This window comes from Flavobacterium ammonificans, from assembly GCF_020886115.1.
In the GTDB taxonomy this organism is placed as follows: domain Bacteria; phylum Bacteroidota; class Bacteroidia; order Flavobacteriales; family Flavobacteriaceae; genus Flavobacterium; species Flavobacterium ammonificans.
Genome location: NZ_AP025185.1, coordinates 966976 through 992774 on the forward strand (window position 1 = coordinate 966976; position 25799 = coordinate 992774).

The window sequence follows — 25799 nt, forward strand, 5'->3', positions numbered from 1 at the left end:
TGTCCAATAAAATTACAATTCAACTCTAATTATATACAATGAGAATAGCAGTAGTAGGAGCTACCGGAATGGTTGGCGAAATAATGTTAAAAGTTTTAGCAGAAAGAAATTTTCCGGTATCGGAGTTAATTCCTGTGGCTTCTGAAAAATCAGTGGGTAAAGAAATTGATTTCAAAGGAACTAAGTACAAAGTAGTGGGTTTACAAACAGCGGTTGATATGAAAGCAGATATTGCTTTATTTTCTGCTGGTGGAAGCACGTCGTTAGAATGGGCTCCAAAATTTGCTGCTGTAGGAACTACCGTGATTGATAATTCATCGGCTTGGAGAATGGATCCTACTAAGAAATTAGTTGTGCCTGAAATCAATGCAGGAGAATTAACAGCTGAAGATAAAATTATTGCTAATCCCAACTGTTCAACAATCCAGATGGTATTGGCTTTAGCACCTTTACATAAAAAATACAATATCAAACGTATCATTGTTTCAACGTATCAATCCATTACAGGAACGGGAGTAAAAGCCGTACAACAATTCGAAAACGAATGTGCTGGTATCGAGGGAGATATGGTATACAAATATAAAATCAACCGAAATTGTATTCCACAGTGTGATAGTTTTGAGGACAATGGTTACACTAAAGAGGAAATGAAATTAGTGAACGAAACGAAGAAAATCTTAAGTGATAATTCCATAGCAGTGACCGCAACCGCTGTTCGTGTTCCTGTTGTTGGTGGGCACAGTGAAGCTTTAAATGTTGAGTTTACTAATGATTTTGATGTAAATGAAGTGCGAACTATTTTGAGTCAAACAGATGGTGTAGTGGTTCAAGATAATTTGGATACGTTTACTTATCCAATGCCGCGTTATGCCGAAGGTAAAAACGAAGTTTTTGTAGGTAGAATTCGCCGTGACGAAAGCCAACCCAACACAATCAATATGTGGGTTGTAGCAGATAATTTAAGAAAAGGAGCTGCTACAAACACCATTCAAATTGCAGAGTATTTGATTGCAGCTAAACTAGTATAGTTGAATTTATATTTATTAAAAAGCCATTTACTCATTGAAAGTAAATGGCTTTTTTTATGTTTCTCTCTTAATTTTAGTAATTATTGCTCTCATTTTTATAGTTTTACAGAACCACAATAACTATTATTTTATACCAATATGAAGAAATATATATTCTTTGGACTATTGAATTTTTATTCTTTATCTTTTTTTGCTCAAAATGAATCGCAAAAAAATGATGTTAACCAATTAGTGGATTTATGGCACAAAGCAGCTTCAGAAGCTAATTTCAAAAAATACTTTGATGTAATGGCAGATGATGCAATTTTTATTGGGACTGACGCTACTGAATATTGGAATAAACAAGAATTTGAAAACTATGCCAAACCTCATTTTGATAAAGGAAAGGCTTGGTCTTTTACTACTTTAGAGAGACATATTTATTTTGATTCAACAGGAAATACCGCTTGGTTTGATGAATTATTGGATACACAAATGAAAATTTGTAGAGGTTCAGGAGTACTTGTTAAAACGGGAGGCCGATGGAAAATTAAACATTATGTTTTATCAATGACTATCCCAAATGAGACTAGTAAATCAGTAATAACAATTAAGTCTCCTATTGAACAGCCCATAATAACACGTCTTCGATCTAAATCATAACATTTTAAACTATCTTTTCTCTAAGATAATTCTAATGAAGCCTACTTTTATCCTATATATTTCCTTAATTTTGCCAAAATATTTTAAATAAAGTGGGAAGTAAAAACAAATTAAAAAGGTTCAAGGAAAACGAGACGTTTAACAATGTTTTTCAGCCAACAAGAGAAGAAGTTGTAGGTGATTTATTTCCGTTAAAGGGCAAATGGAATTCAGATTTTTTTAAAAATGACAATCCAATCGTTTTAGAGTTGGGCTGTGGAAAAGGAGAATACTCTGTAGGTCTAGCCGAAAGATATCCAAATAAAAATTTTATTGGAATTGACATTAAAGGCGCGCGTTTTTGGCGTGGGGCTAAAACAGCTGTTGAAACGGGGATGCATAATGTTGCTTTTATTCGAACTCAAATCGAACTCATTAATCATATTTTTGCTGAAAATGAAGTAGATGAAATTTGGATTACGTTCCCTGATCCACAAATAAAATACAAACGCACGAAGCACCGAATGACTAATTCAGAGTTTTTGAAGTTGTATAAAAAAATATTGAAGAAAGACGGTGTGATGAACTTAAAAACCGATAGTGAATTCATGCACGGATACACCCTTGGATTATTGCATGGAGAAGGTCATGAAGTGGTATATGCTAATCATAATGTATATACAAATGAAGGAAGTCCAGAAGAGGTTACTGCTTTTCAAACATTTTATGAGAAACAATATTTAGAAATTAACAAAGCAATTACGTATATTAGATTTAAAATTAAATAGTGTCGTTTCAGTTTCAGGATTTGGAGTAAAAGCAACACATTGGTACTGAAACAAAGGCTATATGACTATAATTTCCACTTTATTTTTTGGGTTTATCAGTGCGGTAATAGGGATTCTTCCACCTGGATTAATCAATATGACTGTGGCTAAAGTAAATAGTAAAGAAGGTAAGAATGCTGCTCTTTGGTTTGTTTTTGGAGCAGTAATTGTAATTTTCGTCCAAGTTTCACTTGCAATTTTATTTGCTCAATTTATTGGAGCCCGTCCAGAAGTTGGTCTTTTGTTTAGAGAAATAGGCGCTGTTATTTTTTCAATTTTAGCGGTCTACTTTCTATGGATTGCTTCGCCACCGAAAAAAATAAAAGGTAAGGTGATTAAACAACGAACTTCTACTCGTTTTTTTTTAGGGATGTTGTTATCGGCATTGAATTTTTTTCCAATCCCATATTATGTTGTAGTAAGTCTTTGGTTAGCTTCTTTAAATTGGTTTATTTTTGAACCTCTTTCCATACTAATTTTTGTTTTTGGTGCAATTCTTGGATCTATTCTAGTTTTTTACAGTTACATTCTGTTTTTTGTAAAAATTGAAACGAAAACTGATTTTTTCATGAAAAACATGAATAAAATTATCGGAAGTATAACTGCTGTAGTTGCAATTATAGCATTATTCAATATTGTTCAATATTATTGGACTTAACTAGTGTATGACTAAGTCAAACGATAATTTTTTCCAACGCGTTTACGATATTGTAAGGCAAATCCCTTATGGGAAAGTAACTTCTTATGGAGCCATTGCTAAAGCTTTAGGCACAGCCCGTTCTGCTCGTATGGTTGGTTGGGCTATGAATGCATCGCACCATTTAGATGATGTTCCAGCCCATCGTGTTGTAAATAGAAAAGGATTGCTTACGGGTAAATTACATTTTGACGGAACCAATTTAATGCAGCAATTGCTCGAAAATGAAGGAATTGAAATTAAAGACAATCAAATTGTTGATTTTGAAAGTCATTTCTGGGAGCCAATAACAGATAATTCTTCTGATTTTACAATTTAAAATCAAATAATAAGTATTGATTTTCATATCAATAAATCCAATCTAAAAACACGGAATTACGAATAGAATCTGCTATATTTGCAATTCATATTCAGTTTAAATAAAAGGAATATAACCCATTTGCTAAGACGAAGTATTTTTAATAAAAAAGAAAATGAAATTAGATAGAAAAGAGATCCTTAAAGCATTAGAAACTATTTCAATTGCTGGAGAAGGGAAAAATATGGTGGAAAGTGGTGCAGTAGCTAATGTAATTACTTTTGGCGATGAAGTGGTGGTAGATTTAGTTTTGCACACCCCAGCAATGCACATTAAAAAAAGAGCTGAAGACGATATCAAAAAAACAATTCATGATTTGATTTCGCCTGACGCTAAGGTGAAGGTGAATAGTAAAGTAGAAGTAGCGGATAAACCTGAAATAAAAGGCAAAGCGATTCCTGGAATTAAAAATATTATTGCAGTCGCTTCTGGCAAAGGAGGTGTAGGGAAGTCTACAACTACAGCTAATTTAGCTGTTTCTTTAGCTAGAATGGGATTTTCGGTCGGGGTTTTAGATGCTGATATTTATGGTCCGTCGATGCCTATTATGTTTGATGTAGAAAATGAGAAACCAATTTCTATTGAGGTAGATGGTAAATCTAAGATGAAACCAATTGAAAGTTACGAAGTAAAGATTTTATCAATAGGATTTTTTACCTCTCCAAGTCAAGCAGTTATTTGGCGTGGACCAATGGCAGCTAAAGCATTGAATCAAATGATTTTTGATGCTAATTGGGGTGAATTAGACTTTCTTTTAATTGATTTACCTCCTGGAACAGGTGATATTCACCTCTCCATCATGCAATCGCTCCCAATAACAGGCGCTGTTGTTGTAAGTACGCCTCAAGCTGTAGCTTTGGCGGATGCCAAAAAAGGAGTTTCCATGTTTTTATCAGAAGCAATCAATGTTCCAGTTTTAGGAATTATCGAAAATATGGCCTATTTCACACCGGAGGAATTACCTAATAATAAATACTATATTTTTGGACAAGAAGGAGCTAAAAACCTAGCTGCAGACTTGAATGTTCCGTTCCTTGGAGAAGTGCCAATTGTTCAATCTATTCGTGAAGCAGGAGACTATGGTCGCCCTGCCGCGATGCAAGAAGGTTCAGTGATCGAAGCAGTTTTCCAAGAAATTACTCGTAATGTTGTGCAACAAACGGTTGCTAGAAACGAAAGTTTACCAGCGACTGAAGCAATAAAAATTACAACTATGGCAGGTTGTTCAGCAGTTAAAAAATAATTTAAAGATATGACAACAGAAGAAGTATTGGCGAATGTGCTAAAAGCCCTAGAGGAAATTAGACCTTTTTTGAATTCGGATGGTGGAGACATTTCATTGGTAGAAATTGAAGATGATAAGCATGTAAAAGTTCGTCTTGAAGGGGCATGTACAAGCTGTAGTGTCAATCAGATGACATTAAAAGCGGGTGTTGAAACTACCATAAAAAAATACGCGCCTCAAATTGAAACAGTCATAAATGTACTTTAGCTTGCTTTTTTGATAACAATAAATACAACTAAAGAATAAATTACAAATGGACGTTTTAATTAAAATTAAAGACAGAGAAGGAGTGGTCCATGAATTGCAGGCGCCAACAGATATGGCGATGAATATCATGGAATTGTGTAAAGCCTATGAGCTTCCAGTTGAAGGAACTTGTGGAGGAATGGCGATGTGTGCTTCTTGTCAATGTTATGTACTAAACGATGTGTCTTTGCCAGAAAAAGGAGAAGATGAAGAAGCTATGTTATCTGAAGCTTTTTATGTAAAGTCAAATAGTCGTTTAGGATGTCAAATACCCATAACCGAAGATTTAGATGGATTAGAATTAGAATTAGCTCCTGAAAATTAATAAAAAAAGCGAGAATTTTTTCTCGCTTTTTTGTGTTTTGAAAATTTCTAAATTAGGCCATTTCAGTTTTTAGTGATAAACTTTCTTCAATAGCATCCCAAAGGCCGATGCGTTTTTCTAGAGCTAATATGGAAATCTTTTCTACTTCATTCCATTTTTTAGCATCATTGCCACACAATTCAGTTACCATTCCCATAGCCATAGGTCCATGTTCATCAGCATCTAATTCAATATGTCGTTCAAAATAGTAAATTAGTTTTTTCAAATCAGTTTCAGGGAAATTCGCTTGAAAGTTTTTCAAAATAGCAGTAAACATACTCGGAATTAAATCTTCTCTTCCAAATGTGAATGCTGCTACAATTTCATGAGCTTTACCTTCTTCAATAACTCTGAATGTAAAATCTAAAAACGCTTTTATATTAGGATGTAAATTACTTGTTTTAATGGCAACAAAAATATTGTTTAAGGAACTGAGATTAGTTAAAAAATCTTCAATTTCTTTAGTATTCGCTCCGCAATCTTGCATAGCTTCTAAGTACATTTCAAAATGACTTTGGCGACGGCCATCTAAAGTTAAATCACTCTCTTCGGCTACCACAATTTCATTAATCAAATAACGAGTTTGGGTGTTGGCTGTTGGAAACCATGGAGTTGTTGTGCAAGTTAACTTAGATTGTAAGGCTTTCAATAAAGACATAAAATCCCATACGGCATACACATGATTTTCTAAAAAATGATGTAAATCCTCTAGAGTTTGTACTTTATTGTAGAGAGAGTGTTGAAGTAAAGTTTCTTTTTGAGACTGAATGCTATTGTTTATAGTTTCAATATTCATTTTTCTAATTTTTTGTAAAAGTAAGAAAGCTTCTTATTTACAAGAAGCTTTTACTATCGATTTTATGAATACTTTAATAACTGTTTGTTCTTATTTGAATGCCGAAATTCCTGTAATATCCATACCTGTAATTAGTAAATGAATATCGTGCGTCCCTTCATAGGTAACAACCGATTCCAAGTTCATCATGTGACGCATTATAGAATATTCGCCTGTGATTCCCATTCCACCTAGCATTTGTCGCGCATCGCGCGCAATTTGAATAGCCATTTCAACATTATTCCTTTTTGCCATTGAAATCTGAGCGGTAGTAGCTTTTCCTTCGTTTTTTAGCACACCTAAACGCCAGGTTAGCAACTGAGCTTTAGTGATTTCTGTAATCATTTCGGCTAATTTTTTTTGTTGTAATTGAGTTCCGGCAATGGGTTTGTCAAACTGAATTCTTTCTTTAGCATATCGCAAAGCTGTATCATAACAATCCATTGCAGCTCCAATAGCTCCCCATGCGATTCCATAACGTGCAGAATCCAAACAGCCAAGCGGAGCTCCCAATCCTGATTTATTAGGCAGTAGGTTCTCTTTAGGAACTTTTACATTGTCAAAAATCAATTCACCAGTAGAAGATGCACGAAGAGACCATTTGTTATGTGTTTCAGGAGTTGTAAAACCTTCCATACCGCGTTCAACAATTAACCCATGAATACGACCTTCTTCATTTTTAGCCCAAACCACAGCAATATCTGCAAACGGGGCATTAGAAATCCACATTTTGGCACCATTTAATAAATAATGGTCGCCTTTGTCCTTAAAGTTGGTCGTCATTCCGCCAGGATTTGAACCATGGTCGGGTTCAGTCAAACCAAAACATCCCATTAATTCACCTGTTGCTAGTTTAGGTAAATATTTTTGACGTTGTTCCTCGTTTCCGTATTTCCAAATAGGGTACATCACTAATGACGACTGCACTGATGAAGTGGAACGAACTCCAGAGTCACCGCGTTCTATTTCTTGCATAATGAGTCCGTAGGATATTTGATCTAATCCTGCTCCGCCATATTCTTCAGGAATATAAGGGCCAAATCCACCAATTTCACCTAGACCTTTAATGATTTGTTTTGGGAACTCTGCACGTTGTGCATAATCTTCAATAATTGGGGAAACTTCTCGTTTTACCCATGCTCTAGCAGAGTCACGAACTAATTTGTGTTCCTCAGTCAATAAATCATCTAAATTGTAATAATCAGGTGCTTGAAATAAGTCTGGCTTCATTATATTCGGTTTTTATGAAAACAAATTTACACAAAGTAATATAACAAAATAAAAATAAAATGTTATAATTTCACGAAACTACATTTTTAAATAAAACTCTTTTGTCAGTTCGATGTATTCTGGGGTGTATTGATGGCGGGCTGTTTCGATGATTAACTCGTCTGAGTGTAAAGTAGGTAATTCAAAACGTTTAAAAGCCAATAAACTACGTTTGATTTCAGTAGTTGGGGTTCCTTTAACGCGTGTGATTTTTATTGGATACAATTCAAATTCCTTGGCGATAGCTAAAAATCGTTCTTCTTCTTTATAAGGTATAATAACGGCCAAAATTCCGTTTTCGGATAATAATAAATCAGCGGCTTCAATTAAATCCTCGAAAGGAAGTGCGTCTTGAAAGCGCGCTAAATCACGTTGTTCGTCATTTGTTTTATAATCTTCAGCATAAAACGGCGGATTAGATACAATTAAATCATACTCGTCTTCCGGCTCTTCCATGAATTCGTCTAAGCCTGCATGAAAACAAAATAAGCGATCGTTCCAAGGCGAATTTTCAAAATTATCTGTGGCTTGTTCGTATGCGTTTTCTTCTATTTCTAAAGCGTCAATTTGGGCTGCATTAGAGCGTTGTGCTAGCATCAAAGCAATAATTCCAGTTCCAGTTCCGATGTCTAAAATGCTATATGGATTGTGTAAAATTGGAGCCCAAGCGCCTAGTAATACACCATCAGTGCCAATTTTCATAGCACATTGATCTTGCTCGAGTGAGAATTGTTTGAACTGGAATTTAGACAACTTAGATTTTTTAGAATATTAGATAACTCAGATTTTTTCTAAAGTCGCAGACGTTTCTATTAATCTAAAAGCGCAGCGAATCTAAAAACGGCTTAAAGGTACATCTCAATCAAACCTTCTGGCAAATTCATTACGACTTTTTTATTCTCGCGATCAATTTTCACCAAGAAATGGTCAATCATTGGAATTAAAATTTCAACAGCACCGTTGAGTACTTCAAAAAGAGGTTGTGCAGTTGAATCGTTAACGGATTGAATTTTTCCAACTACACCAAGGCGTTGGTCTTCTACTTCAAAACCTATTACTTCGTGAAAATAAAATTTATTACCACTTAATTTAGGTAACATACTTAATGGGAGGTATAGGTCATTGCCTAAAAGGGCTTCGGCCTCTTCTTCTGTAGTTACATCTTCAAAACGAACTCTAAGAAAGTCGTTTTTATGTAGGGAGGAGGTTTCAATAAAAAAAGGAACCAAGTGTTTGTTGCATTCAACAAACACTGATTCCAAATTTTCGTATAACTCAGGTTCGTCTGTGTCTAAATAGGCTAAGACTTCACCCTTGAAACTAAATTTTTTAGCGATTTTACCTAAATAGAAACAATCTTCTTTACGCATTGTCGCTTAGAGAATTTATGCTTCAGTTGTTTCGTTATTTTCTTCTTCAGCAGCAGGAGCTTCTTCAGCAGGAGTTTCAACAACTTCTTCGGCAACAGCTTCAACAGCTACTTCCTCAGCAGGAGCTTCAACAACTTCTTCAGCAGCAGCCTCAACAGCTACTTCTTCTTCAGCAACAACTTCTTCTTCAACAGCAGGAGTTGCAGCAGCAATAGCATCAGCTTCAGCTTGAGCCGCTGCAGCTAAACGTTTTGCATTTACTTCTTTTTCTGCTTTTAAAGCTTTTGCTTTAACATCTGCTTGCGCTTTTGATAAACCATCTTTTTTAGCATTTACTTTACCAGCTTTTGCTTCTAACCAAGCAGCTAATTTTGCATCAGCTTGTTCCTGAGTTAAAGCGCCTTTACGAATACCTCCATCAAGGTGGTGTTTCAATAAAGCACCTTTGTAAGAAAGAATTGCTTTTGCAGTATCTGTTGGTTGTGCACCATTGTGCAACCATTTTACAGCGCTATCCAAGTTTAATTCGATAGTTGCAGGGTTAGTGTTTGGATTGTAAGTACCGATTTTCTCTAAGTATTTACCATCTCTTTTTGAGCGAGCATCAGCTGCTACTACCCAGTAAAACGGTTTTTGTTTTTTACCGTGTCTTTGTAATCTAATTTTTACTGACATAATCTTATGATTAAATTTTGAGGTACTCGACCTCGGTTAATTAAGGGTGCAAAGATACATTTTTTATTTAAAAATGCTAATTCGAATTCTATATTTATTAATTTATAAATGTGCAACTGTTATTAGGTCTAATTCATTGACCTTAAGGACGTTTTTTGATAATTATATCATAAATAAGTGCAATCATAGTAGATTAGGATATATTAAGACTACATTTGTCGCTTAATTAAATAAGTTTATATGAACATTTTTGTGGGAAGTCTTCCATTCAGTATTGAGGAAGCAGATTTAAGAGAGTCTTTCGAGGCTTACGGAGCAGTAGATTCAGTAAAAATTATTACTGATAAGTTTACTGGTAGAAGTAAAGGTTTTGGTTTTGTTGAAATGCCAAGCGATGAGGAAGCTCAAAAAGCAATTGACGAATTGAATGGTGCTACTGTTCAAGGACGTTCAATCGTAGTAAACAAATCTGAGCCTAAACCAGAAGGCGAAAGAAGAAGTTTTAACAACAACCGTGGTGGAGATTCACGCGGAGGTTACGGAAACAACCGTGGCGGTGGAGACCGTGGAGGTAGAGGAGGATATTAATATTTTTTCTTTATATATAAAAAGGTGTCAATGAAAATTGACACCTTTTTTATTTTAAATCGGATTGTAAATTACAAATTCGACACTAACCAATCGCCAACTTCACTTGTTTTGTAAGCTTTTGATTCTTTTGGAGCTAAATCTTCCGTAACAACTCCTTGTTCTAATGATTTGTTGACTACTGCTCTAATGGCATCTGCTTCGGCTTTTAATCCGAAAGCATCTTCAAACATCATCGCCGCTGATAATATAGTAGCCAAGGGATTAGCAATATTCAATCCGGTAGCTTGTGGATATGATCCGTGAATGGGTTCATATAAAGAAGTATGTTCTCCCACAGATGCCGACGGCATTAATCCCATTGATCCTGAAATCACAGAAGCTTCATCCGTTAAAATGTCTCCAAATAAGTTTTCAGTAATTAATACATCATACGAATTAGGCCATTGCACCAATCGCATCGCAACAGCATCTACAAATTCATACGATACTTCCACTTCTGGATAGTCTTTTTCCATTGCTTGAACGGTTTCTCTCCATAAACGAGACGTTTCTAATACGTTGGCTTTGTCCACACAACATAATTTTTTAGAACGCGTCATGGCTAATTCAAAACCTTTTTTAGCCAAACGTTGTACTTCGGCTCTAGTGTAAACACAGTTGTCAAAAGCTGTTTCGCCATTGTCTTTTCTTCCTTTTTCACCAAAGTAAATTCCGCCCGTTAATTCTCTTAAGAAAACTAAATCAGTGCCTTCAATACGCTCTCTTTTTAAAGGAGAATTGTCAATTAAAGAAGGGAAAGTAAAGGTTGGTCGCACATTGGCAAATAAACCTAATTTTTTACGCATCAACAACAATCCTTGTTCTGGACGTACTTTTGCCGATGGATCGTTATCGTATTTTGGGTGTCCAATAGCACCAAATAAAACTGCATCGGCTTTCATACAAATTTCGTGTGTTTCATCTGGATAAGGAACGCCAACAGCATCGATAGCGCAAGCACCTGTTAATGCTGGCGTCCAGTCAATTTCGTGATTGAATTTTTTTGCAATAGCATCCGAAACTTTTACAGCTTCATTAATTACTTCTGGTCCTATTCCGTCTCCGGCTAAAAGAGCAATATTGAATTTCATTGAGTATTTTTTGTTATAATTTTTAATTTGTTGCTTTATACGCTTACGACATTCAGCATTTTTTGAGTCGCTACAATTGCGGCTACAGTTTGATCTGAATCCAATCCGCGGGTTTTGAATTCTTTTCCGCTTTTGGTCCAGGTGATGATGGTTTCGCACAATGCATCAGAGCTACTACCAGGAGGGATTCGCACGGCGTAGTCAATTAATTTGGGTAAACTCATTTTTTTGCTTTTGTAAATTTTAGCTAACGCATTCATAAAAGCATCAAATTGTCCGTCACCTTGTGCATTTTCTTCGATAACTTCCCCGTCAATTTTTAAACAAAGCGTTGTCGAAGGGCGAATACCTTTCGCGTGAACTAATACGTAAGATTCCACAGTAATACGTTCTTCATAGCTTTGGCTATCCAAAACATCCGATATAATATAGGGTAAATCTTCTTTGGTAACGGTTTGTTTTTTGTCGCCCAATTCAATAATTCTTTGGGTAACCAATTTTAAATCGTCTTGATTGAGCTGTAATCCTATTTCTTGAAGATTCTTTTCGATGTTGGCTTTTCCTGAAGTTTTTCCTAAGGCATATTTTCTTTTCCTTCCAAAACGTTCTGGAAGTAAATCGTTGAAATATAAATTGTTTTTATTGTCACCGTCAGCGTGAATTCCTGCGGTTTGCGTGAAAACATTGTCTCCCACAATAGGTTTGTTAGCTGGAATTCGATAGCCTGTAAAAGTTTCAACCAATTTGCTCACGGAGTACAGAGACGATTCTTTAACATTGATATCCACGTCATGCATAAAATCATTGATTACCGCAACGGTACTTTCAAGTGGTGCATTTCCTGCTCGTTCTCCCATTCCGTTTACGGTAACATGTAGGCCATGAATACCCGCTTTAACTGCTTCGATTGCGTTAGCAACACTTAAATCGTAATCATTGTGAGCATGAAAATCAAAATGGGTGTTAGGGTATTTTGCCGTAATTGTTGAAACAAAATCAAATACTTCTGACGGAATCAATACTCCTAAAGTATCCGGTAACAGGATTCTTTTAACCGGTTGTTGTGTCAAAAAATCTAAGTATTGAAAAACATAGTCAGGAGAATTGCGCATTCCGTTGCTCCAATCTTCCAAATAGACGTTGGTTTCAATATTATTTTCTTTTGCCAATGCGATTGCTTGAGCAATTTCATCGAAATGTTGTTCGGGTGTTTTCTTTAATTGATATGTCAAATGGTTGAGCGAACCTTTAGTCAATAAATTTTGGACTTTTGCTCCTGCTTTTTTCATCCATTCAATTGAAATGCCATTATCTACAAAAGATAAAACTTCAATTTTATCTGTGTATCCTTTATTAGCAGCCCACTCCATGATGCCTTTCACTCCTTGAAATTCTCCTTCGCTTACCCGCGCTGAAGCAATTTCGATACGATCAATATGAAGTTCTTCAAGCAATAATTGTGCAATGGTTAATTTTTCTGCAGCAGAAAATGATACTCCCGATGTTTGTTCCCCATCGCGAAGTGTCGTGTCCATTATTTCAATTTTTCTTTTCCCCATTTTTCATTTGATTCGGAAAGCAATTTATTTCAAATTAAAGAGCCATCCAGAAACCTAATTTTATTCTGAATTTATATTTAGTAAGGCAATTGGTTGGCAAACTCAACAATTTCTTCCTTCATACTTTGTAAGTAATCAATATCATCAAAACCATTGATCATATTGTTCTTTTTGTATCCATTGATATCAAAAGACTCACTTTGACCTGTAGCCAATAACGTAATTGTTTGTGCTGGTAAATTGATTTCCAATTCCGTGTTGGGATCCGCTTCAATTGCACTAAAAATAGTAGCAGCAAATTCTGGACTTACTTGAACAGGAAGTACTCCAATGTTCAAACAATTTCCTTTGAAAATATCTGCAAAGAAACTCGATACTACCGCTCTGAATCCGTAATCGTATACTGCCCAAGCAGCGTGTTCTCTTGAAGAACCTGAACCGAAGTTTTTTCCACCCACAAGAATTTTTCCGCTGTACGTTGAATTGTTTAATACGAAATCTGCTTTTGGAGTATCGTCTCCATTGTATCTCCAGTCTCTGAAAAGATTATCACCAAAACCTTCACGTTTGGTCGCTTTCAAGAAACGTGCTGGTATAATTTGATCAGTATCTACGTTTTCTATAGGTAGTGGCACCGCACTACTTCTAAGAACATTAAATTTATCGTATGCCATTTGATTTTTGATTAGCCCCCCAACCCCCAAAGGGGGAGTTGCAGGAGGACGTATGTTTTTATATTTTTTTTCTATTTCGTTTGTTCCCCCTTTGGGGGTTAGGGGGCTTATAACAACTCTCTCGGATCAGTCAATTTACCTGTAACTGCAGCTGCAGCAGCCATAATTGGACTTGCCAATAAAGTTCTAGAGCCAGGACCTTGACGTCCTTCAAAGTTTCTGTTAGATGTGCTTACTGCATATTTTCCAGCAGGTACTTTGTCATCATTCATTGCCAAACAAGCTGAACAACCTGGCTGACGCAATACAAATCCTGCTTCGGTAAGAATATCTAACAATCCTTCTTCTTTGATTTGTGCTTCCACTACGTGGGAACCTGGAACTAACCAAGCCGTAACGTTGTCTGCTTTTTTTCTACCTTTTACAATTTCGGTAAAAGCTCTAAAATCTTCAATACGACCATTTGTACAACTTCCTAAGAAAACGTAATCGATTGGTTTTCCAATCATCATATCATTTTCTTCGAAGCCCATGTAGGCTAGTGATTTTTTGTAGGTTTCCGCGCCACCTTCTACTTGGTTAGCATTGGGAATATGTTTAGAAATACCAATTCCCATTCCTGGATTTGTACCATAAGTAATCATCGGTTCAATGTCAGCTGCGTTGATGTTCAATTCAGCATCAAAAACCGCATCAGCATCTGTTTTTAATGTTTTCCAATAGGCTACCGCTTTATCCCAAGCTTCGCCTTTCGGAGCGTGCAATTTTCCTTCTAAGAAATCAAAAGTAGTTTGGTCAGGAGCAATCATACCGCCACGAGCACCCATTTCGATACTTAAATTACACACAGTCATACGGCCTTCCATGGTCATGTTTTCAAAAACATCACCAGCATATTCCACAAAATATCCAGTTCCACCAGAAGTAGTTAATTGTGCAATAATATAAAGCGCTACATCTTTTGGACCCACGCCTTTGCTCAATTGACCATTTACGTTAATACGCATTTTCTTTGGTTTGGGCTGCATAATACATTGCGTAGACAATACCATTTCCACCTCAGATGTTCCGATACCAAAAGCAATGGCACCAAAAGCTCCGTGAGTAGAAGTGTGTGAATCTCCACAAACAATGGTTGCACCCGGTAAAGTAATCCCGTTTTCAGGACCTACTACGTGAACAATTCCATTTTTTTGGTGACCCAATCCCCAGTGAGAAATCCCATATTCTTTGGCATTGTCTTCTAAAGCTTTCAATTGATTAGCAGAAAGCGGGTCTTCAACAGGTAGGTGTTGATTTATTGTTGGTGTGTTGTGATCAGCAGTTGCAAAAGTGCGTTCTGGATATAAAACCGAAACACCTCTTGATTTTAAACCTAAAAAAGCTACGGGACTAGTAACTTCATGAATGAAATGACGGTCAATAAAAAACACGTCCGGTCCATCTTCAATTTTACGCACAACGTGCGAATCCCATACTTTGTCAAATAATGTTTTACTCATTGTAACTTTTTTTAATGTATTTCTCTGTATTACAGTTGGTTTATTAGATAACAATTGTAATAATAGTAGCAAAATTAGAAAAAGAAATTAAGTAGACTTAGTAGTACTTATGCTATATACGATACCCAAATTAACTTTTGCTTTTAAAATCAAATATTACTTTACGCTAATTGAAAACTATTTTCTTAAATTTTAAAAAATGGGGTTCTTATTTACCTCTTTTCAGGAGCGCTTTTTTGTTTTTAAGATTTGAAAATTTTAGAATAATTTCGCTAATAATTCGTCAATTTTAAACAAAAACACCTCATTATGCAGTAAAAAACAATAAAAAAGGCAAAAAAAAGTCAAATTATAATTTACATTTTATGCCTTGTTTAAGGTTATTTTTTTATGAGCTTGCTTGAAAAATAATAGTTGATTTTATGAATTCATTTTACGACATCCAAAAAATCACAACTTTACTTTTTTGTTAATAACTTCCCTCATTTTTTAGACCAAAAAAAACTAAATTTGAAACTCATTTTTTGTGAGTTTTTCTAATTTTAAAATGTTTACAACCAGTTAAATAAACTATCAAAATCGATGTGATTTTGGTTCCCGAATACTGTTTTCGGGCTGGAACGATGAAGTATGTATTTAATATTTGATACCGAAACCACAGGTTTACCAAAGCGTTGGGACGCACCCATTACCGATACTAACAACTGGCCACGTTGTATACAAATTGCTTGGCAGTTGCACGATGATATGGGAAAACTCATCGAGCATCAAGATTATTTGGTCAAACCAGAAGGCTTTAATATTCCCTATGATGCAGAACGAATTCACGGTATTTCAACGGAGTTAGCGGAGGCGGAAGGAATTCTTATAGCTGAAGTTTTAGAAAAATTCAATAGTTCTTTGGCGAAAGCCAAGTTCATTGTAGGTCAGAATTTAGGTTTTGATGTCAATATTATGGGATGCGAATTCCACCGAATGGGAGTAGAATCGCCAATGGCATCGTTACCGGTTTTAGATACCTGTACTGAAGTAACGGCTTCCCTTTTAAAATTACCCGGCGGTCGTGGAGGGAAATTCAAATTACCTACCCTAACCGAATTGCACAGTTATCTTTTTAATCAGCCATTTGCAGAGGCCCACAATGCCACTGCCGATGTGGAGGCTACAACACGATGTTTTTTAGAATTAATTCGACGCGAAATATTTACTAAGGAAGAATTAGATGTACCCGCTTCGTATTTCCAAGATTTTCAAAATAGAAACCCGAGAACGATTGAACTAATTGGATTACAACACATCAATTTAAAAGAAGCTTCAGATCGAATTCGTCAACAGTTCGGAGAGAAACAAGCACCTACGGTTTCGAAACAAACACTTTCAGACAATAAAAAAGCATTAATTGATGCTGATTTTGTGCACCTTCATAATCATACTCAGTTCTCAGTTTTGCAATCTACCATAAGTGTTGCTGCATTAGTAAAAGCTGCAGCTAAACATAAAATGCCTGCTGTGGCAATGACAGATCACGCCAATTTAATGGGAGCGTTTCATTTTGTTCGCGATATTTTAGCCCATAATAAATCAGCTGCAACCAAAAACAAAGAAGCGGTTGAAAAAGGAGAAGAACCAACAGAGGTTCCTATGAAACCCATTGTAGGCTGTGAGTTTTTTGTTTGCGACAATCATAAAGACAAGTCTCGTAAAGACAATGGTTACCAAATTGTTCTTTTGGCAAAAACCAAAAAAGGCTATCATAATTTGGCTAAAATGTCTTCGATTGCGCATACCGAAGGCTTTTATTATGTACCTAGAATTGATAAAAAAGTAATTCAAGAGTACAAAGAAGATATTATTGTTTTATCAGGTAATCTTTATGGCGAAATCCCAAACAAAGTTTTGAACTTGGGTGAAAACCAAGCCGAAGAAGCCTTGCTTTGGTGGAAAAATGAATTCCAAAACGATTTTTATATTGAGGTTATGCGCCACAATCAAGAAGATGAAAATCGGGTGAATACCGCTTTGATTGCTTTGGCTAGAAAGCACGAAGTGAAGCTGGTTGCGACCAACAATATTTTTTATATCGATAAAGAAAATGCCAATGCCCACGATATTTTATTGTGTGTGCGCGATGGTGAAAAACAAACTACACCAATAGGCCGAGGTCGTGGTTACCGTTACGGTTTGCCCAATCAAGAATATTATTTCAAGTCGGGCGATGAGATGAAACAACTTTTCAACGACTTGCCTGAAGCGATTTCCAATATTGCTGAAATTGTAGATAAAATTGAAATTTATGATTTAGCCCGTGACGTTTTATTGCCAAAATTTGAAATTCCATCGGAGTTTTTAGTTCCAGAAGATGAGGCAGACGGTGGAAAACGAGGTGAAAATAAGTATTTACGTTACCTTACTTATGAAGGAGCAAAAAAACGATACCCCGAGATTACTCCCGAAATACAAGAGCGTTTGGACTTTGAGTTGATGACGATTGAAAATTCAGGTTATCCAGGTTACTTTTTGATTGTGCAAGATTTCATTGCCGAAGCCAGAAATATGGGCGTGTCTGTTGGTCCTGGAAGGGGTTCGGCAGCGGGTTCAGTAGTAGCCTATTGTTTGAAAATTACCAATATCGATCCACTGAAATACAACCTGCTTTTTGAGCGTTTCTTAAATCCGGATCGTGTGTCTTTACCCGATATTGATATTGATTTTGATGATGAAGGGCGAAGCAGTGTGATGGACTATGTGATTCGAAAATATGGTTCCAAACAAGTAGCTCAGATTATTACCTATGGTAAAATGGCAACGAAATCGGCTATTCGTGATACAGCACGTGTATTGGATTTACCCTTATTTGAGGCCGATAAAATTGCGAAGTTAATTCCAGGCATGATGCCGTCGAAATGGAATTTGGCTCGTTTTTTAAACGAAGACGATGCGTTAATCAAGAAAACGGTTCGTCCAGAAGAATACGATAAAATCAAAGAATTAATTGCCTTAGCTGGTGGAACAGATTTAGGAGGACAAACCATACAACAAGCTAAAGTTTTAGAGGGAAATCTTCGAAACACAGGAATTCACGCTTGCGGTGTGATTATTACCCCTGATGATATTACAAATTTTGTACCGGTTGCAACTGCTAAAGATTCGGATTTGTACGTGACTCAATTCGATAACTCGGTGGTAGAAAGTGCCGGTTTGTTAAAGATGGACTTCTTGGGGTTGAAAACCCTAACCTTAATAAAAGATACGGTTAAATTGGTGAAATACAGATCTGGAATTGATTTGAATCCAGATGAATTTCCTATTGATGACCAAAAGACATATGAGCTTTTTCAACGTGGTGAGACAGTAGGGATTTTTCAATATGAGAGTCCTGGAATGCAGAAATACATGAAGGAATTAAAACCTACGGTTTTTCCTGATTTGATTGCCATGAATGCATTATATCGTCCGGGACCAATTGCGTATATTCCAAGTTTTATTAAACGTAAAAACGGAGAAGAGCCTATTGTGTATGACTTAGATGATTGCGAAGAGTTATTGAAAGACACCTACGGAATTACGGTTTACCAAGAGCAGGTAATGCTTTTGTCGCAAAAATTAGCTGATTTCTCGAAAGGCGATGCTGACGTTTTGCGTAAAGCAATGGGGAAAAAGATGATTGATGTCTTGGCTAAAATGGAACCGAAATTCATTGAGCAAGCCATGGCAAAAGGACACGCCAAAGACAAATTAGAGAAAATTTGGAATGACTGGAAGGCTTTTGCCGAATATGCGTTTAATAAATCGCACTCTACTTGTTACGCTTGGATTGCCTATCAAACCGCTTATTTGAAAGCCAATTATCCTGCCGAATATATGGCTGCCGTACTTTCAAACAATATGAGCGATATCAAACAAGTGTCGTTTTTTATGGAAGAATGCAAGCGAATGGGATTGCAGGTTTTAGGTCCAGACGTGAACGAGTCGTTTTATAAATTTACTGTAAACGATGATTATGCTGTTCGTTTTGGAATGGGAGCGATAAAAGGAGTAGGGTCGGGTGCTGTAGCAACTATTGTCGAGAACAGAAAAGACGGAAAATACAAATCGATTTTTGATTTGACTAAACGTATTGATTTGCGTGCCGCGAATAAAAAAGCATTAGAGAATCTAGCTTTAGCCGGAGGATTTGATTCGTTTGAAGGTACGACTCGTGCACAATATTTTCATGATGATGGCGACGGAATTACTTTTTATGAAAAAGCAATGCGTTACGGAGCTAAGTTCCAAGAAAACGAAAATTCATCACAAGTGAGTTTGTTTGGAGAAAGTAGCGATGTGCAAATCGCCGAGCCTGTAGTGCCGCCTTGTGAGGATTGGAGTACCATGGAAAAATTAGCCAAGGAGAAAGAAGTCGTTGGAATTTATATTTCTGGACATCCTTTAGATGATTATAAATTTGAGATGAAACACTTTTGCAATGCCAAATTGGAAGCGCTGAAACATTTAGAGCATTATGTAGGGAAAACGCTTTCTTTTGGAGGAATTATCAATAACGTCCAACACAGAGTGGCTAAAAACGGTAAAGGTTGGGCTTCTTTTTTTCTGGAAGGATACGATGAAAGCTACGAGTTCAGAATCTTTGGAGAAGAGTATTTGAAATTTCGTCACTTTTTGATTCAGAACAACTTTACTTATATGCGTGTTTTGGTAAAAGAAGGATGGGCTGATAAAGAAACTGGTAAAAAAGGAGAACCTCGATTACAATTTACATTAATCCAATATTTACAAGATGTCTTACCGTCATTTGCCAAAAAATTAGTTTTGTTATTGAATATCAACGATATTCAAACTGATTTCATCCAGCAATTGAACCAACTTTTTCAAGAGAACAAAGGAGATAACACTGTTACTTTTGAAATAATGGAATTGGAAAAAATCACAAAAATTGTAGAAACCACTTCTGAAATTTCGGATACTGAAGAAGAAATTTTTGTAGAAGAAACCGATGGCGATGAGGTAGATGTTCCATTAATGGAAGCACAAAAAATCAGCTCAACTACTGAAGTGGAAGAAATCAATGTGGTAACTAAATTAAGTATGCCAAGTCGAAAATTAAAAGTCAAAATATCCAATGAATTGCTTTTTGAATTGGAAAAAAGACAAATTAATTTTAAATTGAATTAGTAAATAAACAAAGGCAATACTTTCATAACCAAAACTAATTTGGGAATGATAAGAAAATGATTTTTAATTAATAGATTTGCAGAACATTAATAAACAAACAAAAACATAGATATTATGGCATTAGCAATAACAGATGCTACTTTTGACGAAGTAGTTTTAAAATCAGACAAACCGGTTTTAGTAGATTTTTGGGCGGCTTGGTGTGGACCATGTAGAATGGTTGGACCAATCGTTGATGAATTGAGTAATGAATACGAAGGCAAAGTAGTTGTTGGGAAAGTGGATGTAGATGCTAACCAAGAATTTGCTGCAAAATACGGTGTTAGAAACATTCCTACAGTTTTGATTTTCAAAAATGGAGAAGTAGTAGGTAAGCAAGTTGGAGTTGCTCCAAAACAAACCTATGCAGATAGTTTAGACGCATTGTTGTAATCAACTGATTGCATTATTTTAAAAAAGGGTTGGCGAAAGTCAATCCTTTTTTATTGTATATAAAGTACCAATCGTTTTCCTATATTTGAATTATGAAGATTGAATCAAAAAGAGATATTGTTTCTAGCTTTCATCATTTGGAGTTGTTAGCTCATCAAGTGGTGGAAGGATTTATTTCAGGGATGCACAAGAGTCCTTTTCATGGTTTTTCTGCAGAATTTGCAGAGCATAAATTGTACAATTCTGGAGAAAGCACCAAACATATCGACTGGAAATTATTTGCCAAAACCGATAGGCTGTATACCAAGCAATATGAAGAAGAAACCAATTTGCGTTGCCACTTAATTATAGACAATTCGTCTTCCATGCATTATCCTAATTTAAATGATGGGCAGTCTTTTTATGAAAATAAAATTGGATTTTCAGTACTTGCTTCAGCTGTATTGATGAACGTTTTAAAAAAGCAACGTGATGCAGTGGGATTAAGTGTTTTTTCAGATCAATACGAATACTATGCGCCAGAGAAAGGAAGTGATCGCCATCATCGAATGTTACTGAATACCTTAGAAAGTCTTTTGGAACGCCCCAAAGTAACCAAAACTACTGATACGATTACGTATTTACATCAAATTGCGGAGAAGATTCATCGCCGTTCTATGATTATTTTGTTTACCGATATGTTTCAATCAGAAAATGAAGCGGCTTTGTTTAGTGCCTTACAACATTTGAAGCACAACAAACACAAAGTAGTTATATTTCATGTTTATGATGCTAAATCAGAGTTGGATTTAGATTTTGATAATATACCCCGAAAGTTTGTGGATATTGAAACAGGTGAAGAAGTTGCTGTTTTTGCTGATTCAGTTCAGAAAGAGTATGAAAATTCAGTTTCAAACTATTTCAAAAAATTAGCATTATCATGTGCTCAAAATAGAATTCAATATGTTCCAGTGGAAGTAGGGCAAAATTTTAAAAAAATATTACTTACCTATTTCGTTGAGAAACAAAACTTTGGTTAATTCTAGTTTAGAATATTTAATTTTTTTATCAAAACACTTGTATAAAAGGAAATCTGTTGTATATTTGCAACCGCAATTAAGCAGAGGTTTGGTAGTTCAGTTGGTTAGAATACATGCCTGTCACGCATGGGGTCGCGGGTTCGAGTCCCGTCCAGACCGCTAAATTGGGAAAAGCACTTCATTATGAAGTGCTTTTTTGCCCAAAAACGGTATCTAAAGCTAGTTGTGTTGTTTGGTCGGCCTTGTAAGCTGACCTGGTTTAGTAGTTAGACCGATGAAAAGCTTTCCAGAAATTCTGATTTTCAGAACTAAGGATAGCTTTTTTGATTTAAGACTGTACTAAAACGATATAGTGGTTTTATTTTACTCTTCAATATTAGTTTTTCAGAAATCCATTCTAAAAGAAAACCAACTTTACTTTCCTTTTTTTTATTCTTTCTATCAAGATTTGGTGCTTAATAAAGCTACTCAAAAAAATAATTGTATTTTTATAAAAAATTAGTTCTATTCAAAACCTTTACATTGAAACATTTTTTTCTTTTTTTAGTAGTCCTATTGTTCAATTCATGTCAGTATTTTGATAGGCTTGTGCCTTCTGAAAAGGAATTATTGGCAAAAGAATTGAAAGAAATCAACTGGAAAGAAGTAGATGAATTTCCTTCGGTTGCAGATTGCGAAAAAATCGATGATAAAACTCAACGACAACAATGTTTTTTCGAAATACTAACCCAGTTAATTCAAGAGAAATTGAGTGTTGATACTTTATCAGTTCTTTACCCAGAATTAGATACTATTGAGGTGAAAGTAACTGTTTTTCCTAATTCAACGATGCAATTTGAACCGCAATTTCCTAAAGATTCAGTGGCGTATGATACGATCAAAATTGACAGTATTTTAAAAGCACGTCTAGTGGATTTTCCAAAAGTGAATCCAGCAATTAAACGCGGCATTCCTGTCAAAACACAATTTGTACTTCCTGTTATATTAAAAGTCGAGTAGCTGCTACCCTTAAAAAACTTCAATTGGCAAACGAACGCATCATATTAGGAATTGACCCTGGAACCACTATTATGGGTTTTGGATTGATTAAAGTAGTCAATAAAAAGATGGAATTCTTGCAATTGAACGAACTACAATTATCCAAATACGACAATCACTATCAAAAGTTAAAAATCATTTTTGAACGTACTATTGAACTCATTGAAACCCACCATCCGGATGAAATAGCTATTGAAGCGCCATTCTTTGGAAAGAACGTGCAATCGATGTTGAAACTAGGTCGCGCACAAGGAGTAGCTATGGCAGCGGGACTTTCTCGCGGAATTCCCATTACAGAATACGAACCTAAAAAAATAAAAATGGCCATCACTGGAAACGGTAATGCTAGTAAAGAACAAGTAGCCAAAATGCTCCAACAACTGTTAGGTCTTAAAACCTTGCCGAAAAATTTAGACTCCACTGATGGATTAGCTGCGGCCGTTTGTCACTTCTTTAATTCGGGCCGACTAGAAATTGGAAAAAGTTATTCGGGTTGGGATGCTTTTGTGAAGCAAAATGAGGAACGAATTAAGCAATAGTGTTCAGTGTGCAGGTTTTAGTGTTCAGTCAAACTAATTTTATTCTATGAGATTTCAAGATTTATTAGCCTACAAAAAAGGATTTATTGTTGCGATGGAAATTTTTGAATTAACGAAAAATTTCCCAAAAGAGGAAATCTATTCTTTAACGGATCAAATTCGTAGAAGTTCTAGAAGTGTTACAATAACTATAGCTGAAGCATATAGAAAAAGAGAGTATCCAAAATATTTTCATAGTAAATTAACTGACGCTGATTCAGAAAATTCAGAGACGCAGGGTTGGTTAGAATACGCTTTAGCTTGTAAATATATTTCACAAGAAATTCACGATTCTATTCTTGAAAAGTCAAAAGAAGTTGGTAAGCTTATCAATTTTATGATATTAAATCCAGGTAAATTTGGTTCTAAATCTGAAAACTAATATTTTCTTAATCTCGTCTGACCACTAAAATCTGACCACTGACCACTTTAAAAATGAGCGGAATATACATTCACATACCTTTTTGCAAGCAGGCTTGCCATTACTGCGATTTTCATTTTTCGACCTCAATGCAGAAAAAAGAGGAAATGGTTTTGGCTTTGGCCAAGGAATTGCAATTGCGAAAGAGTGAGTTTGAAAACGAATCAGTCGCAACAATTTATTTTGGAGGAGGAACGCCGAGTAGATTGACTATTGCGGATTTACAATTGTTGATTGCTTCAATTTATGCACAGTATACAATTGTAGAAAAACCAGAAATTACTCTCGAAGCCAATCCTGATGACTTGTCAGAATCCTATTTGTCCGATCTTAAAACTATTGGAGTTAATCGCTTGTCTATTGGAATTCAGTCTTTTTTTGAGGATGATTTGAAGTTAATGAACCGCGCTCATAATTCGGCAGAAGCCAAAAAGTGTTTGGAAATAGCTACCCGTTATTTTGATAATATTTCATTGGATTTAATTTACGGAATTCCTGACCTGAGCCAGAATGGCGAACAGGCGAAGCAAATGTCGAACGAAAGATGGCAGCAGAATATTGAAACGGCGCTGTCTTTTGGGATACCGCACATTTCCAGTTATGCTTTGACTGTTGAACCTAAAACGGCTTTGAACAAACTGATTCAAACCGGAAAAATAGCTTCACCGAATGATGAGGTAGCCCAAGAACATTTTATGATTTTGGTCGAAACACTTGAAAAAAATGGATTTGTTCATTATGAATTGTCCAACTTTGGTAAAGAAAACTATTTTTCTCAAAATAATTCGGCCTATTGGTTGGGCAAAAAATACATAGGAATTGGCCCTTCGGCACATAGTTATGATGGTATTTCGAGGAGTTGGAATGTTGCAAATAACGCCTTGTATCTGAAAGCGCTCCAGAATGATGAATTACCCAATGAAGTCGAAAAATTAACTTTGGAAGATCGGTATAATGAATATATTATGACAGGTTTACGAACCATTTGGGGTGTTTCTTTGGTCCGAATTGACCAAGATTTTGGCATAGATTTTTTAAATTATTTGAAAAAACAATCACAAAAATTTATTGACGATGGGTTGCTTTCTATCACTGACGACATTTTGAAGCCAACATTGAAAGGCAAATTTTTAACAGATGGAATTGCAAGTGATTTGTTTTACTTAAATTTGGAATAATTCTTAACCACTAAGAACACGAAGAAAGCATAAAGAAGTACAAAGCTTTCTGAACTTAGTGAAAACCTTTCGCCCTTTGCGGTTAAATAATTATGATAACAAAAATCCATAATTCCGAAATAGACTTATCAAAACCCATTGATATCTCGATTCCTATAACGAATGACGAGCAAAATCCTATTGCTTGGTACCAAAATGCGCCAGAAATTAATCCTGTCGTTATGGGAGATTGGATTGGGAAAGTGTCAGAGGGTAAATCGTCAACTAATTTCAATAACCTGTTTTTTAATCCACATGCTCACGGAACACATACCGAGTGTTTGGGACATATCACGAAGGAATTCTATAGCATTAATCAATGTTTGAAACAGTTTTTCTTTTGGGCGACACTAATTTCGGTTCAACCAGAAAAAGTGGGAGAGGATTTAGTCATTTCTAAATCGCAGATTGAAAAGGCGTTGCAATCTGTTCAAAATTCAGAAATTAAATCTGAAGCGATTGTAATTCGGACATTGCCCAATGAGGCTTCTAAAAAATCATTAAAGTATTCGAATACCAATCCGCCTTTTTTATCAGAAGAAGCGGCATTGTTTCTTCGCGAAAGCGGAATACAACATTTATTAATTGATTTACCTAGTGTCGATAAAGAGAGAGATGAAGGGAAATTAGTAGCGCACAAGGCGTTTTGGAATGTTACTGATGTGAACCATTTGAACGTGGACGCAAGACTAAATTCTACAATTACTGAGATGATTTTTGTTCCCAATGAAGTTCATGACGGAAATTATGTGTTGAATTTACAAATTGCTTCTTTCGAAAATGATGCGAGTCCCAGCAAACCTATTTTGTACTCGATACAATAATAGAACAGTTTCAAAGTTATTTTATAAACAACACAAATTAGGTAGTATCTTTACTTAAATTAATATT

Annotated in this window: 26 protein-coding genes and 1 tRNA gene; 18 read left to right on the top strand and 9 right to left on the bottom strand. The window is 35.7% G+C overall.

Annotated features, from left to right (window positions below; genetic code table 11):
* The first annotated feature begins 38 nt into the window (after positions 1-38).
* The 8 genes from LPC20_RS04070 to LPC20_RS04105 all read left to right on the top strand — a co-directional run bounded on the left by LPC20_RS04070 (position 39) and on the right by LPC20_RS04105 (position 5387).
* Positions 39-1028 carry an aspartate-semialdehyde dehydrogenase gene (locus LPC20_RS04070; protein ID WP_229326731.1) on the top strand — a complete coding sequence of 330 codons (990 nt, stop codon included), beginning with the start codon at positions 39-41 and terminating at the stop codon, positions 1026-1028.
* 138 nt (positions 1029-1166) lie between these two features.
* On the top strand, positions 1167-1670 hold the full coding sequence (locus LPC20_RS04075) for a nuclear transport factor 2 family protein (protein WP_229326733.1): 504 nt from the start codon (positions 1167-1169) through the stop codon (positions 1668-1670).
* 92 nt (positions 1671-1762) lie between these two features.
* Positions 1763-2437 (top strand): tRNA (guanosine(46)-N7)-methyltransferase TrmB, encoded by a 675-nt coding sequence (gene trmB, locus LPC20_RS04080; protein ID WP_229326735.1) that lies wholly within the window; start codon positions 1763-1765, stop codon positions 2435-2437.
* 61 nt (positions 2438-2498) lie between these two features.
* On the top strand, positions 2499-3134 hold the full coding sequence (locus LPC20_RS04085) for a LysE family transporter (RefSeq protein WP_229326737.1): 636 nt from the start codon (positions 2499-2501) through the stop codon (positions 3132-3134).
* 7 nt (positions 3135-3141) lie between these two features.
* The gene (locus tag LPC20_RS04090) at positions 3142-3492 is read left to right on the top strand and encodes an MGMT family protein (protein ID WP_229326739.1); all 351 of its coding nucleotides are present in this window, start codon (positions 3142-3144) and stop codon (positions 3490-3492) included.
* Positions 3493-3646: 154 nt separating this feature from the next.
* Positions 3647-4774, top strand: a complete 1128-nt coding sequence (locus LPC20_RS04095) for an Mrp/NBP35 family ATP-binding protein (protein ID WP_229326741.1) — start codon at positions 3647-3649, stop codon at positions 4772-4774.
* A gap of 9 nt (positions 4775-4783) precedes the next feature.
* On the top strand, positions 4784-5023 hold the full coding sequence (locus LPC20_RS04100) for a NifU family protein (protein ID WP_229326743.1): 240 nt from the start codon (positions 4784-4786) through the stop codon (positions 5021-5023).
* A gap of 46 nt (positions 5024-5069) precedes the next feature.
* Positions 5070-5387 carry a 2Fe-2S iron-sulfur cluster-binding protein gene (locus LPC20_RS04105; RefSeq protein ID WP_229326745.1) on the top strand — a complete coding sequence of 106 codons (318 nt, stop codon included), beginning with the start codon at positions 5070-5072 and terminating at the stop codon, positions 5385-5387.
* 52 nt (positions 5388-5439) lie between these two features.
* On the opposite strand, the gene LPC20_RS04110 is transcribed toward LPC20_RS04105, so the two are convergent.
* The 5 genes from LPC20_RS04110 to LPC20_RS04130 form a co-directional block, all read right to left on the bottom strand.
* The gene (locus tag LPC20_RS04110) at positions 5440-6222 is read right to left on the bottom strand and encodes a DUF3050 domain-containing protein (RefSeq protein WP_229326747.1); all 783 of its coding nucleotides are present in this window, start codon (positions 6220-6222) and stop codon (positions 5440-5442) included.
* Between the two features lie 90 nt (positions 6223-6312).
* On the bottom strand, positions 6313-7491 hold the full coding sequence (locus LPC20_RS04115) for an acyl-CoA dehydrogenase family protein (protein WP_229326749.1): 1179 nt from the start codon (positions 7489-7491) through the stop codon (positions 6313-6315).
* Between the two features lie 78 nt (positions 7492-7569).
* Positions 7570-8232, bottom strand: coding sequence for a tRNA1(Val) (adenine(37)-N6)-methyltransferase (locus tag LPC20_RS04120; RefSeq protein WP_229326751.1), 663 nt, complete (start codon positions 8230-8232; stop codon positions 7570-7572).
* 143 nt (positions 8233-8375) lie between these two features.
* Positions 8376-8900, bottom strand: coding sequence for a ribosome maturation factor RimM (rimM, locus tag LPC20_RS04125; RefSeq protein WP_229326753.1), 525 nt, complete (start codon positions 8898-8900; stop codon positions 8376-8378).
* 15 nt (positions 8901-8915) lie between these two features.
* The gene (locus tag LPC20_RS04130; RefSeq protein WP_229326755.1) at positions 8916-9575 is read right to left on the bottom strand and encodes a 30S ribosomal protein S16; all 660 of its coding nucleotides are present in this window, start codon (positions 9573-9575) and stop codon (positions 8916-8918) included.
* A gap of 240 nt (positions 9576-9815) precedes the next feature.
* Between LPC20_RS04130 and LPC20_RS04135 the strand changes: the two genes are divergently transcribed.
* Entirely contained in the window at positions 9816-10163 is a 348-nt protein-coding gene (locus LPC20_RS04135) for an RNA recognition motif domain-containing protein (RefSeq protein WP_229318204.1), read from the top strand.
* Positions 10164-10234: 71 nt separating this feature from the next.
* Here the strand turns inward: LPC20_RS04135 and leuB are convergent, their stop codons facing one another.
* The 4 genes from leuB to leuC form a co-directional block, all read right to left on the bottom strand.
* The gene (gene leuB, locus LPC20_RS04140; protein ID WP_229326757.1) at positions 10235-11296 is read right to left on the bottom strand and encodes a 3-isopropylmalate dehydrogenase; all 1062 of its coding nucleotides are present in this window, start codon (positions 11294-11296) and stop codon (positions 10235-10237) included.
* Positions 11297-11331: 35 nt separating this feature from the next.
* Complete coding sequence (locus LPC20_RS04145; protein WP_229326760.1) at positions 11332-12855, bottom strand: alpha-isopropylmalate synthase regulatory domain-containing protein; 1524 nt, start codon at positions 12853-12855, stop codon at positions 11332-11334.
* Positions 12856-12932: 77 nt separating this feature from the next.
* Positions 12933-13529 (bottom strand): 3-isopropylmalate dehydratase small subunit, encoded by a 597-nt coding sequence (gene leuD / locus LPC20_RS04150; protein WP_229326762.1) that lies wholly within the window; start codon positions 13527-13529, stop codon positions 12933-12935.
* A 107-nt stretch (positions 13530-13636) separates the two neighbouring features.
* A complete protein-coding gene (leuC, locus tag LPC20_RS04155) occupies positions 13637-15031 on the bottom strand; it encodes a 3-isopropylmalate dehydratase large subunit (RefSeq protein ID WP_229326763.1) in 1395 nt (464 codons plus the stop codon).
* A gap of 630 nt (positions 15032-15661) precedes the next feature.
* Between leuC and dnaE the strand changes: the two genes are divergently transcribed.
* From dnaE to LPC20_RS04200, 9 genes are all read left to right on the top strand, one after another.
* Positions 15662-20203 carry a DNA polymerase III subunit alpha gene (dnaE, locus tag LPC20_RS04160; RefSeq protein ID WP_229326765.1) on the top strand — a complete coding sequence of 1514 codons (4542 nt, stop codon included), beginning with the start codon at positions 15662-15664 and terminating at the stop codon, positions 20201-20203.
* Between the two features lie 114 nt (positions 20204-20317).
* The gene (gene trxA, locus LPC20_RS04165; RefSeq protein WP_229318210.1) at positions 20318-20635 is read left to right on the top strand and encodes a thioredoxin; all 318 of its coding nucleotides are present in this window, start codon (positions 20318-20320) and stop codon (positions 20633-20635) included.
* Between the two features lie 92 nt (positions 20636-20727).
* Positions 20728-21654 (top strand): DUF58 domain-containing protein, encoded by a 927-nt coding sequence (locus tag LPC20_RS04170; protein WP_229326767.1) that lies wholly within the window; start codon positions 20728-20730, stop codon positions 21652-21654.
* A gap of 85 nt (positions 21655-21739) precedes the next feature.
* Positions 21740-21813, top strand: a tRNA-Asp gene (locus LPC20_RS04175).
* A gap of 363 nt (positions 21814-22176) precedes the next feature.
* Positions 22177-22653, top strand: a complete 477-nt coding sequence (locus tag LPC20_RS04180) for a hypothetical protein (RefSeq protein WP_229326768.1) — start codon at positions 22177-22179, stop codon at positions 22651-22653.
* A gap of 23 nt (positions 22654-22676) precedes the next feature.
* Positions 22677-23231, top strand: a complete 555-nt coding sequence (gene ruvC, locus LPC20_RS04185; RefSeq protein ID WP_229326769.1) for a crossover junction endodeoxyribonuclease RuvC — start codon at positions 22677-22679, stop codon at positions 23229-23231.
* Positions 23232-23277: 46 nt separating this feature from the next.
* Entirely contained in the window at positions 23278-23652 is a 375-nt protein-coding gene (locus tag LPC20_RS04190) for a four helix bundle protein (RefSeq protein WP_229326770.1), read from the top strand.
* Positions 23653-23705: 53 nt separating this feature from the next.
* Positions 23706-24869: a radical SAM family heme chaperone HemW gene (gene hemW / locus LPC20_RS04195; protein WP_229326771.1), complete on the top strand. Its 1164-nt coding sequence runs from the start codon at positions 23706-23708 to the stop codon at positions 24867-24869.
* Positions 24870-24961: 92 nt separating this feature from the next.
* Positions 24962-25732: a cyclase family protein gene (locus LPC20_RS04200; protein ID WP_229326772.1), complete on the top strand. Its 771-nt coding sequence runs from the start codon at positions 24962-24964 to the stop codon at positions 25730-25732.
* Positions 25733-25799: the final 67 nt, after the last annotated feature.